The organism is Serratia sp. CY27727 (assembly GCF_052169275.1).
In the GTDB taxonomy this organism is placed as follows: domain Bacteria; phylum Pseudomonadota; class Gammaproteobacteria; order Enterobacterales; family Enterobacteriaceae; genus Serratia; species Serratia sarumanii.
Genome location: NZ_JBJNLB010000002.1, coordinates 68864 through 80444 on the forward strand (window position 1 = coordinate 68864; position 11581 = coordinate 80444).

At 62.5% G+C, this 11581-nt stretch carries 11 protein-coding genes; 6 read left to right on the forward strand and 5 right to left on the reverse strand.

Annotation, left to right across the window (positions count from 1 at the left end; all coding sequences use genetic code 11):
• Positions 1-103: 103 nt before the first annotated feature.
• On the forward strand, positions 104-1339 hold the full coding sequence (locus tag ACJ8HB_RS05235; RefSeq protein ID WP_033635427.1) for an Nramp family divalent metal transporter: 1236 nt from the start codon (positions 104-106) through the stop codon (positions 1337-1339).
• A gap of 41 nt (positions 1340-1380) precedes the next feature.
• Here ACJ8HB_RS05235 and ACJ8HB_RS05240 read toward each other — a convergent pair whose 3' ends face one another.
• Both ACJ8HB_RS05240 and mgrA read right to left on the reverse strand, forming a co-directional pair.
• Positions 1381-1791, reverse strand: a complete 411-nt coding sequence (locus ACJ8HB_RS05240; RefSeq protein WP_049195598.1) for a DUF2502 domain-containing protein — start codon at positions 1789-1791, stop codon at positions 1381-1383.
• 224 nt (positions 1792-2015) lie between these two features.
• On the reverse strand, positions 2016-3005 hold the full coding sequence (gene mgrA, locus ACJ8HB_RS05245; RefSeq protein ID WP_060388090.1) for an L-glyceraldehyde 3-phosphate reductase: 990 nt from the start codon (positions 3003-3005) through the stop codon (positions 2016-2018).
• Positions 3006-3194: 189 nt separating this feature from the next.
• Between mgrA and ACJ8HB_RS05250 the strand changes: the two genes are divergently transcribed.
• Entirely contained in the window at positions 3195-4856 is a 1662-nt protein-coding gene (locus ACJ8HB_RS05250; RefSeq protein ID WP_094860001.1) for an alpha-keto acid decarboxylase family protein, read from the forward strand.
• Here ACJ8HB_RS05250 and ACJ8HB_RS05255 read toward each other — a convergent pair.
• The gene (locus ACJ8HB_RS05255; protein WP_033653700.1) at positions 4853-5722 is read right to left on the reverse strand and encodes a LysR family transcriptional regulator; all 870 of its coding nucleotides are present in this window, start codon (positions 5720-5722) and stop codon (positions 4853-4855) included. The genes ACJ8HB_RS05250 and ACJ8HB_RS05255 overlap by 4 nt on opposite strands.
• Before the next feature lie 99 nt (positions 5723-5821).
• On the opposite strand from ACJ8HB_RS05255, the gene ACJ8HB_RS05260 reads away from it, so the two are divergent.
• A complete protein-coding gene (locus tag ACJ8HB_RS05260; protein ID WP_060424405.1) occupies positions 5822-6274 on the forward strand; it encodes a multidrug/biocide efflux PACE transporter in 453 nt (150 codons plus the stop codon).
• A gap of 67 nt (positions 6275-6341) precedes the next feature.
• Positions 6342-7034, forward strand: coding sequence for an aspartate/glutamate racemase family protein (locus ACJ8HB_RS05265; RefSeq protein ID WP_060424402.1), 693 nt, complete (start codon positions 6342-6344; stop codon positions 7032-7034).
• Here ACJ8HB_RS05265 and ACJ8HB_RS05270 read toward each other — a convergent pair.
• The gene (locus tag ACJ8HB_RS05270) at positions 7031-8278 is read right to left on the reverse strand and encodes an ion channel protein (RefSeq protein WP_060427603.1); all 1248 of its coding nucleotides are present in this window, start codon (positions 8276-8278) and stop codon (positions 7031-7033) included. The genes ACJ8HB_RS05265 and ACJ8HB_RS05270 overlap by 4 nt on opposite strands.
• 310 nt (positions 8279-8588) lie before the next feature.
• On the opposite strand from ACJ8HB_RS05270, the gene glk reads away from it, so the two are divergent.
• Positions 8589-9551, forward strand: coding sequence for a glucokinase (glk, locus tag ACJ8HB_RS05275; protein ID WP_033648112.1), 963 nt, complete (start codon positions 8589-8591; stop codon positions 9549-9551).
• A gap of 70 nt (positions 9552-9621) precedes the next feature.
• Here the strand turns inward: glk and ACJ8HB_RS05280 are convergent, their stop codons facing one another.
• Positions 9622-10851, reverse strand: coding sequence for an L-lactate MFS transporter (locus tag ACJ8HB_RS05280; protein ID WP_033635420.1), 1230 nt, complete (start codon positions 10849-10851; stop codon positions 9622-9624).
• A gap of 397 nt (positions 10852-11248) precedes the next feature.
• Here ACJ8HB_RS05280 and ACJ8HB_RS05285 point away from each other — a divergent pair, with 397 nt between their 5' ends.
• Positions 11249-11581 carry a DUF2502 domain-containing protein gene (locus ACJ8HB_RS05285; protein WP_025303752.1) on the forward strand — a complete coding sequence of 111 codons (333 nt, stop codon included), beginning with the start codon at positions 11249-11251 and terminating at the stop codon, positions 11579-11581.

Below are 11581 nucleotides of genomic sequence, written 5' to 3' on the forward strand. Positions count from 1 at the left end.
GTTGGCTATTACAGAGATAAGTTTTACCGCCCTAAATGCGCTTGATAATTATTATCATTTATATAGAGTGGAGATAAACGTAATTTCAGTAAGGGTTCAACATATGCTGAACAGTCGCGTGGTTGAAACCACCTCCGGTCGCTCCGCCAGAAAAATCAAACTCTCGCTGATGGGGCCTGCCTTCATCGCCGCTATCGGCTATATCGATCCCGGTAACTTCGCCACCAACATCCAGGCCGGCGCCTCGTTCGGCTACAGCCTGCTGTGGGTTGTGGTTTGGGCCAACGTGATGGCGATGCTGATCCAGCTGTTGTCCGCCAAGCTGGGCATCGCCACCGGGAAAAATCTGGCCGAGCACATTCGCGATCGCTTTCCGCGGCCGGCGGTGTGGGCCTATTGGGTGCAGGCGGAGATCATCGCCATGGCGACCGATCTGGCCGAGTTTATCGGCGCGGCGATCGGCTTCAAGCTGCTGCTCGGCGTTTCCCTGCTGCAGGGCGCCGTGCTGACCGGCATCGCCACCTTTTTAATCTTGATGCTGCAAAAGCGCGGGCAAAAACCGCTGGAGCTGGTGATTGGCGGCCTGCTGCTGTTCGTCGCCGCCGCTTATATCGTCGAGCTGGCGTTCTCTCAGCCGCAGCTCGCGCCGCTGCTGAAGGGCATGGCGCTGCCCGATCTGCCCAACGGCGATGCGGTATTTCTGGCCGCCGGGGTATTGGGCGCCACCATCATGCCGCACGTGATCTACCTGCATTCCTCGCTCACCCAAATCGGCGGCGAGCACGACAAGGCGGAGCGCTATGCCGCCACCAAAGTCGACGTCGCCGTGGCCATGACCATTGCCGGTTTTGTTAATCTGGCGATGATGGCCACCGCCGCCGCCGCGTTTCATTTCAGCGGCCACAGCGGCATCGCCGATCTCGACGTGGCCTACCTGACGCTGCAACCGCTGCTCGGGCAAGCCGCCGCCACCGTGTTTGGCCTGAGCCTGGTGGCCGCCGGCCTCTCCTCTACCGTGGTGGGCACGCTGGCGGGGCAGGTGGTGATGCAGGGGTTCGTGCATTTCCATATTCCGCTGTGGCTGCGGCGTGCGGTGACCATGCTGCCGTCGTTTATCGTCATCATGCTGGGGATGGACGCCACGCGCATTCTGGTGCTGAGCCAGGTGCTGCTCAGCTTCGGCATTGCGCTGGCGCTGGTGCCGCTGCTGGCTTTCACCGGCAATCGGGCGCTAATGGGGGAGATGGTCAACGGCCCTGTGGTGCAAAACCTGGGCAAGCTGATCGTGCTGGTGGTGGTGGGATTGAACGGCTACCTGCTGATCGGCAGCGTGCTGTAGGCGAAAATAGCGCGGGCCGGCATTGCGCCGGCCCGTCGTCGTTAATCGCGGTCGTCATCGCCGTGGCGGCGCCAGCGATCGCGGTCATGATCGTGGTGGTGCTTTTTCTCTTTCTTCCAGTGGTGCTTATCGTAATGCCTGTCGTATTTACGATAGCGTCCTTCATGATAGTAATAGTGTTTGCGCCAGTAGTCGCGGTCGCGCCAGCGATAGCCGTCCCAGTAGTAACCGCGGCGGCTGCGGTCGCCGAGATAGCGCCCCTGATGGCCTTGCCACCAGTCGCGATCGCGCCAGTCGTAACCGTCCCAGTAACGGCCGCGATTGTCCCGATCGCCGATGCGCAGTGAAACGCCCGGCATCAGATCGATGCTGATCCCTTCGGCGTGCGCCTGCTGTGCGGCGGGCAGTACCGTCGCCGCCAAGATGGCGGCCAAGAGCAGAGGTTTAAACATGACTTCTCCTTTCCGCTTGCGCGGCCTGGCCGTTTGTCACTTTATGAAGCGCGTTCATCAGTTTAAAAAAGCGGCCTTATCGTTATTTTTGCTGCAATATCGGCATCATAGCGCCGGCGCATAGGGTTGAATCTGAGAGCCACTCTGAAAACGGCGACGAAGGCCAAGATTTGAGATTTTTCTGGGGGATCGCCGCTCGATTGAGCGGCGGAATTTGTAAGCGATTACAATAAGATTTTCTCGATCTGCGCGAGTTCTTCTTCACTGAAGTGGCGATTGGCCAGCATGCCCACTGCGTCTTCTATCTGCGCATTCTTGCTGGCGCCGATCAGCACCGAGGTAACGCGATCGCCGCGCAGCACCCAGGCCAGCGCCATTTGCGACAGCTTCTGCCCGCGTTGCCGCGCCAGCGCATCGAGGCGGCGCACCTTGTCCAGCCGCTCGGCGGTCAGTTGCTCCGGCTGCAGGAAGCGGCTGCCGCTGGCGGCGCGGGAATCTTGCGGAACGCCGTGCAGGTAGCGGTCGGTCAGCAGGCCGCCCGCCAGCGGCGAGAAGGCGATCGAGCCGACGCCATGCTCTGCCAGCGTATCCAGCAGCGCCGTCTCCGGCCCGCGTTCCAACATCGAATACTTCGGCTGGTGGATCACGCACGGCGTGCCGAGCCGCTGCAGAATGTCGAATGCCTGCCGCGCGCGCTCGGCCGGGTAGTTGGACAGGCCGACATACAGCGCTTTGCCCTGGCGCACCAACAAATCCAGCGCCGCCATGGTTTCTTCCAGCGGCGTCTCCGGATCCGGCCGATGATGATAAAAGATATCCACATACTCCAGCCCCATGCGCTTCAGGCTCTGATCGAGGCTGGCGACCAGGTACTTTTTCGAGCCCCAATCACCGTAGGGGCCGGGCCACATGGTGTAACCGGCTTTGGATGAGACGATCAGCTCATCGCGCCAGGCCCGCAGATCGGCGTTGAGTATGCGGCCAAAGTTCTCCTCGGCGGCGCCGGGCGGCGGGCCGTAGTTATTGGCCAGATCGAAATGGGTAATGCCGCGATCGAAGGCGCAGCGGATCAGGCCGCGGGCGTTGTCGTACAGCGTGGCGTCGCCGAAATTGTGCCACAGTCCGAGCGAGACGGCGGGCAGCTTCAGCCCGCTGCGGCCGCAGCGCCGGTATTCCATGTCTTGATAACGTGAGGGGGAGGCGGGGTAGGACATAGTTATCCTTGTCGGCGAGAGGTGAAGTGCTTTGAGTGTATACGCTTTCACACCGCGCTGTCGGGGGAGCGATCACAGCGTCGGCATGTAACGCCAGGTTGCCGATCGATGCAGGAATCCTTGTTCGAAATTTGAACAGCATCTTCGATACTTAAAGGTAATCGCTCCAGCTGCAGACAGGTGATGATCATGACTCAGACCTATACGGTGGCCGATTATCTGCTCGATCGTCTGGCCCAAATCGGCATCCGTCATTTCTTCGGCGTGCCGGGGGATTACAACCTGCAATTCCTCGATCACGTCCTCGCCCATCCGCAAATCACCTGGGTAGGCTGCGCCAACGAGCTGAACGCCGCCTACGCCGCCGACGGCTATGCGCGCTGCAAACCGGCGGCCGCGCTGCTCACCACCTTTGGCGTCGGCGAGCTGAGCGCGTTAAACGGGGTGGCCGGCAGCTACGCCGAATACCTGCCGGTGATCCACGTGGTCGGCACGCCGGCGCAGCGCGCTCAGCGCGCCGGTGATTTGCTGCACCATTCGCTGGGGGATGGCGACTTCACCCACTTCGCCCGCATAGCCAAAGAGGTAACCGTCGCGCAGGCCGACCTGACCGCCGACAACGCCGCAGAGGAGATCGACCGCCTGATCTGCGCCGCCTTGCTGGAGCATCGCCCGGTTTACCTGATGTTGCCCAGCGACGTCGCGCAGGCGCCGCTGCCGAGTAAACCGGCGCCGCTGATGCTGCGCCAGGCCAAACTGTCGCGCAGCGCATTGCAGGCGTTTATCGCCGCGGCGCGCGAAAAGCTGCTGTCGGCGCGGCGGGTATCGCTGCTGGCGGACTTCCTGGCCGATCGCTTCGGCGCCGAAGCGGCGCTGGACGAGTGGCTGCAGGAGGTCGACATTCCGCACGCTACGCTGCTGCTCGGCAAAGGCGTGCTGGATGAGAACCGCGCCGGTTTTGTCGGTACCTACTGCGGCGGTGCCAGCGATCCGGCGGTGAAACAGCTTATCGAAAACGCCGATGTGGTGATCAACGTCGGCGTGCGTTTGACCGACACCATTACCGCCGGTTTCACGCATCATCTGCCGGTGGAAAAATGCATCGACATTCAGCCGTTCGAAGCCTGGGTCGGGCGGCAGCGCTTTAGCCGCATTCCGATGCGCGACGCGGTGCGGGCGCTACATCGCCTGAGCCTGTCGCTGGCGTCGCGTTGGCCGTTGCCGCCGATCGTCCGCCCGGCGCTGCCGGAAGGCGATGGGGAAGGGCTGGATCAGCACGCCTTCTGGCGGCAGATGCAGGATTTCCTGCGGCCCGGGGATATCGTGCTGGCCGATCAGGGCACCGCTTGTTTCGGTGCGGCGGCGCTGACGTTGCCGCGCGGCTGTCGGTTGATCGTGCAGTCGCTCTGGGGATCGATCGGCTATACCCTGCCGGCGACGTTCGGCGTGCAGACCGCCGAACCGCAGCGCCGGGCAGTGCTGCTGATTGGCGACGGCGCCGCGCAGCTGACCGTTCAGGAGCTGGGTTCGATGTTGCGCGACGGACTTAAACCGGTGATCTTCGTGCTGAATAATCAGGGATATACCGTCGAGCGCGCCATCCACGGGCCGGAGCAACGTTATAACGACATCGCGCGCTGGAACTGGACGCAGTTGCCGCCTGCGCTGGCTGGCGAGCGGCCGGTGAAGGCGCTGCGGGTCAGCGATTCGGACGGCTTGCGCCAGGCGCTGCGCGAGGTAGCCGACGGCGAGCGGCTGGCCTTCATTGAAGTGATGCTGCCGAAGATGGACATTCCCGAGCTGCTCGACACCGTTTCGCGCGCCATCCAGGCGCGCAACGCCGCCGCTTAAGGCAGGGAATCGCCCAGCAGGCGCTTCAGCACCCAGAACCCCGCCGGGCCCGGCGGGGTCAGTTTTGACCATACCGCATCCACCGAGATCATTTTCGGCCAGCCGCGCGGCCGCAGCTCGGTCAGCATATTGTGGCCGTATTGTTGCACCAGCCAGTGCGGCAATACCGCCCAGCCGAACCCCTGTTCCGCCATCTCCAGCAGCAGCAGATAGCTGGGCGCCGACCAAACCAAGCCGCCTTGTCTGGCCGCTTCGGCGCCGGTGTAGGTGTTCAGGATCAGCTGTCGGGTGCTGGACAACTGCTCCGGCGTCGGCGCGGCGGCCTGCGCCAGCGGATGCTGGTGGGCGACGAACAGCCCCATGTCGGTTTGTTCCGGCAAACGAGAGAAGGCGATATCCGGCGGGTAGCTTTTTTGCACTTCCACCATGCCCAAATGCGCGCGGCCGCTTTGCAGCAGATCGATAACGTCGCCATCTTCGGCGATCATCCACTCCAGCTCAATCTCCGGGTAACGCAGTTCGAATTGTTGCATCAATTGATCGTGATGCTTGGGTTGATAGGTATCGGAGAACACCATGCTCAGGCGCGGTTCGACCTCGCCCGCCAGTTGAATGCTCAGGGCGTCGAGCCGCTCGCTGGCGGCGAGGATCGCCTGCACATGCCCCAGCACTTTGCGGCCGGCTGCGGTGAGCACCGGCTGGCGCGCGCTGCGATCGAACAGCGTCAGCGCCAGGTCGGCCTCCAGATTGGCGATGGCGGTGCTGATGGTGGATTGGCTTTTGCGCAGCTTGCGCGCGGCGGCGGAAAACGAGCCGAGGGCGGCGGCTTCGACAAACGCGTGCAGCGCTTCCGGGGAATAGTGCATAAACTATCTACTTTATCGATGGTATCTATTTTTAATCTACCCAAAAAAGCGATGATAATCACCTGACTTTCGCAACAACTGTCGGAAAAAAGGTGATGTATGCAACTGCAAAACAAGTCTCTCATTGAACGTATCGTCCACGCCGTCGGTTTCGAGGCCATCGCCGTGATGATTTGCGCCCCGCTGGGCGCGTGGCTGCTGAACCGCTCAATGGTGCAGGTCGGTGCGTTGGCGGTGATGCTCTCCACCGTCGCTATGCTGTGGAACATGGTTTACAACACGGTGTTCGACCGCCTGTGGCCGGTCAGCCGGGTGGTGCGTAACCTGAAAGTGCGTGCGCTGCACGCCGTCGGCTTTGAAGCTGGTTTTATCCTGATCGGCGTACCGATCGCCGCCTGGATGCTGAGCATCTCCTGGGCGCAGGCGTTTATGCTGGAAATCGGTTTCTTCCTGTTCTTCTTGCCCTACACCATGGCCTATAACTGGCTGTACGACACGCTGCGCCAGCGCTGGTTCGAAGCGCGCCAGCCGATCAATTCCGGCGCTGAATAAGGCGTCGTCAGCCCGGCGATTCTCAGGTAAGGTCAGAGGATTGTCGCAACAGGCTGAGGAAAGAAAAATGAAAGTGTTGGGCTTGCTGGGTGGCATGAGCTGGGAATCCACCATTCCGTATTACCGCACCATCAACGAGCAGATAAAGGCGCGCCTCGGCGGGCTGCATTCGGCCAAAATCGTGCTCTACAGCGTCGATTTTCAGGAGATCGAGCGATTGCAGCATCAGGGCGATTGGGACGGCGCCGGCCGATTGCTGGCCGCCGCCGCGGTGGCGTTGCGCGCCGCCGGCGCCGAAGCCATCGTGATCTGCACCAACACCATGCACAAGGTGGCGGAGGCGGTCGAGCAGGCCAGCGGCCTGCCGCTGATCCACATCGCCGACGCCACGGCGCTGCAGGTGCGGGAAAAAAACATTCGCCGCGTCGGGCTGCTGGGCACGCGCTTTACCATGGAGCAGACCTTCTACCGTGGCCGCCTGCAGGAATTGCACGGCATTGAGGTGGTGACGCCGGTCAGCGCCGATCGCGACATCGTACACCGCATCATCTATGACGAACTGTGCCTCGGTAAAGTTCGCGACGCCTCGCGCGACGAGTATCGCCGGATCATCAGCGATCTGGAGCAGCAGGGCGCGCAGGGGATTATTTTCGGCTGCACCGAGATAGGGTTGTTGGTGAGCGAGCAGGATGCCTCGGTGCCGGTGTTCGACACCACCGCGATCCACGCCCGCGCCGCCGCGGCGTTCGCGCTGGCCTAATCGTCGTGCGGCGGTTGCCGGCGGTTCACCAGCATCAGCGGTTTGCCCGCCAGCGCCAGCCAGGCGGGCAGCATCACGATGCACAAGACCGGCAGCAGGTGCAGATCCGGCACCACCGCCACTGCCATGAACAGGCTGAGCCAGCCGTCGCGCGTCACCACCAGCACCAGCCCCATGATGGCGCAGGAGACGGTGATCGCCGCCGGCACCGCCGGAACGTGCTGGTGCAGCATCAGCCCCAGCGCCACGCCGACGAACACCGCCGGGAAGATGCGCCCGCCGCGAAAGCCGCTGGCGGCGGCGATCACCAGCGCCGCCAGCTTGGTCAGGGTAATGGCCAACAGCGCCGGCACCGAATAGCCGTCGTCTTGCGCGAGGCGCTTCATTTCATCTAGCCCTTTGAACAGGGTAATCTCTCCGCCCACCAGCGCCAGCAGGCCCAGCACAAAACCCCCCAGCCCTAACATCAACACCGGATTCTTCATCGAATGGAACAGGCGGTGAACGTGCGGGAAGCACCACAGCGCCACCATGCCGAGCGCGATGGCGATCAGCGCCACGATGGCGCCGCTGAAGATGTCCGGCAGCCGCGTCACGTCGTAGGCGTCGAGCTGCAGGGCGAAATTGGGCACGAAGAACATCTGGGTGGTGACCGCGCCGGCGGCGGCGGCCACCAGCGGGGCGAACAGGCGATCCCACAGCGGCGTTTCGTTATTGCCCGCCAGGGTTTGCGAGAAGATCAGCGCGGCGGCGACCGGCGTGCCGAACATCGCGCCGATGGTGCCCGCGGCCGCCAGGATGATCCAGTCCATGCGCGGCACCTTCGGCAGCAGGCGCGCACCGGCGGCCGCTACCAGCGCGATATTGATGGCGGTGATCGGGTTCTCCGGCCCCAGGCTGACGCCGCCGGCCAGGCCGACGATCAGCGCCAACCCCAGCCCCGGCAGGGCGGAGAGCGGCAGCGGCATGCCGATCAGCGATTCCGTCGCCGGGTCCGGCCCGGCGTGGCCCGGCATATAGCGCACGATAATGCCCACCGCCACGCCGGTCAGCGTCAGCATCGCGACCGGCCACCAGGGCGACTGGGCATCCAGGCTCAGCGCATCGGGCAGGGTTACCCACAGTAATTGCTGCAGCGCGGCGGCGACTTTCATCACCAGCAGCAGCACCAGACTGGAAGCGGAACCGATAATCAGCGCAGGCAAAGCAAAGGCCAACATGGCATTGGCGCGCGGATGCAGCATGGGTAATCCCTTGTCGATGCCTCCCTACAGGGCAGGGAGAGCGGGTGGTTGGGCTGTGGCCACAGCTTGCCAGACTATCGGCGCGCAGGCACGCATTGATATTGCCCGGCGGCGATGACGGTTAACAGTCGCCGGGGGGCGTTTTTTGCCGCAATTTGTTTCAAGGCGCGGCGTCGCGGGTAAGCTGAAACGTTTTTTGTGATCCGGATCGCTATTGGGGTGCAGATCCGGGGCGGGTGATTGTTGTTTTCGCAGCAGGATTTTACAGTGTGGGCAGCTTTTTATTTTTCATTTTGCGGAGACGAAATCAATGACCTATGCCCTCGTGGGTGATGTTGGCGGCACCAATGCCCGCCTGGCGTTGTGCACTGTTGCGACGGGTGAAATTACCCAGGCGAAAACCTATTCCGGCCTGGAGTTCGACAGCCTGGAGGCGGTGATCCGCCAATACCTGAAAGCGTGCGATATCGAGGTGCAGGACGCCTGTATCGCGATCGCCTGCCCGGTGACCGAAGACTGGGTGGCGATGACCAACCACAGCTGGGCGTTCTCGATCAAAGAAATGAAGGCCAGCCTGGGGCTGAGCCACCTGGAAGTGATCAACGATTTCACCGCCGTATCGATGGCGATCCCGATGCTTTCGCCGGATGACGTGCTGCAGTTTGGCGGCGGCGATGCGCAGCCGGGCAAACCTATCGCGGTGTACGGCGCCGGCACCGGGCTGGGCGTCGCCCACCTGGTGCACGTCGATCGCCGCTGGGTCAGCCTGCCGGGCGAGGGCGGCCATGTCGATTTCGCGCCGAACAGCGAAGAAGAGGACATCATTCTGGAGGTACTGCGCGGTGAAGTGGGGCACGTTTCCGCCGAGCGCGTGCTGTCCGGGCCGGGCCTGGTCAATCTGTATCGCGCCATCGTCAAGGCGGACAACCGCCTGCCGGAAAAATGGGAGCCGAAGGACATCACCGAGCGGGCGCTGGCCGACAGCTGCATCGATTGCCGCCGCGCGCTGTCGCTGTTTTGCGTGATCATGGGGCGCTTCGGCGGCAACCTGGCGCTGAATTTGGGCACCTTTGGCGGCGTGTACATCGCCGGCGGCATCGTGCCGCGCTTTATGGAATTCTTCAAGGCCTCGGGCTTTCGCGCCGCCTTCGAAGACAAGGGGCGCTTCCGCGACTATGTGCGAGACATCCCGGTGTTCATGATAACGCACGGCCAGCCGGGCCTGCTGGGTGCCGGCGCGCATCTGCGCCAGACGCTGGGCATGCATCTGTAAGCCCAGAGATGAAGTAATAAAAAAAGGGGCGCAACCCGCAGGTTGCGCCCCTTGTCGTTTTCGCGGGGGATCAGGCTTTGGCCAATTCCGCCGTCTGGGTGGTTTCTGCCGTTTCCGCTTCCACCGCCTTCGGCGCTTTGATGAACAGCGTAATCAGCAGAGAGGCGGCGGACAGGACGCCAATCACCATGAAGGTGGCGTGGAAGCCGCCGAAGTATTTGGCGACGAACGAACCGGCCAGCGCGCCCAGGCCGAAGCCCTGGTAGATGATGCCGTAGTTTTTGCTGTGGTTTTTCAGGCCGAAGAAGTCGCCGACAATCGCCGGGAACACGGTGATGTTGCCGCCGAAGCAGAAGGCCACCGCGCCGACGCAGATGAAGAACAGCGTGTGGTTCAGGGTCATGAAGCTCAGGGCGACAATCGCCAGCACGGTAACCAGCATGGTGAAGCTGATGACGCGCATGCGGCCCACTTTATCGGACAGCGTACCCAGGATGATGCGGCCGGCGGTGTTGAAGATGGCGACGGCGGACACGGTGTTGGCGGCGGTGGCCAAATCCATCCCGGCCAGTTGAACGCCCATGTCTTTCACGATGCCAATCAGGTACAGACCGCTCATGCAGGCCGCGAAGAAGATGGTGAACAGCAGGTAGGCTTCTTTGGTGGCCAGCATCTGGCGCACGCTGAAGTCGTTGCCCAGACCGTTGGCGCCTTGCTGCGCGGCGTTGGTCGCCAGCACCGGCTCTTTCAGCAGCAGGGAGCCGACGACGATCAGACCCATCACGATGGCACCCCAGTAGAAGAAGGCGCCGGAAACGCCGACGTCGGCGATCAGGGCGGCGTTGACGTATTTGAACAGCAGGCTGCCGCTGCCGAAGGCGCCGACGGAGATGCCGGAAATCAGGCCTTTATTGGCCGGGAACCACTTAATCAGGTTGGACAGGGTGGAGATGTAGGCGATACCGACCGCAAAACCCACCACCACGCCGGCCAGCAGGTAAATCATGTCGAGCGAGCTGACGTGGGCGCTGGCGATCAGGCCCAGGCCGACCAGGATGCCGGAACACAGCGTCAGGTTGCGGATGCCGAAGCGCTCTTGCAGCTTGCCGGCGAACAGCGTGGCGAAGGCCAGGAAGAAGCTGGTGATGGAGAAGGTGGTGGCGACGTCCGCCAGCCCCCAGTGGAACTTGTCGACCAGCGGCTGGTTGAACAGGCTCCAGGTGTAGATGGTGCCCAGGCCCATCTGACAGATGATGGTGCCGAGAACGATTAAGCTGCGATTTGCCGGTTTGGTGTTCATGGCCGGTCTCCTTCCTGTGTGTGCGTTGCCGGGCGTGAGCCGCTGGCTGAAATTTGCGGGGTGAAGCTGTGTTCCCGCGGTATGGGCTTATTATATGGCCGGCCCCCCCGGCGGGCGGCGGATCGGGAATGAGTTGCACGGCGGAAGGAATGAAATGCATGTTATGCGGCGTGAGTTGCCGTTTTTGCGCCGAAAAGCGCGTGAAATGCCGTGGGTGGCACGTGATCTACATCAAAGATATCAACGATTTATTGTTAACTGCCGGTGAACGATTGTGGTGAGATTGTGAAGGATGCGTCTGAAAGGCGTAAATCGGCATTGCGCCTATAGAGCGGCGATGAGCGCGGGACTATGTTATCTGCGATCGGACGAGGTCCGCTCTGCAGGAGTCCATGAAATGAAAAAAACGCTGTTGTTACTGGCCGCGCTGTTGGCGCTGCCGCTGGCGAGCCAGGCCGACGTGTCCATCGGCGTGAACGTGCCGGGCCTGTCGTTGCATATCGGCGATCGCGATAATCGCGGCCACTACTGGGACGGCTATCGCTGGCGCGACCCGCGCTGGTGGGCCGATCACCACCGGTATGAACGCCCGCGCGGGTACTATTATGGCCCGCCGCCACGGGTGATTTACTACGGGCCGCCGCGGCGCGACTGGCGAGATCGGCCGCATTACCGCATGCCGCCACCGCCGCCGCCCGGCTATTACTACCGTCCGGGCCCGCGCTGGTAA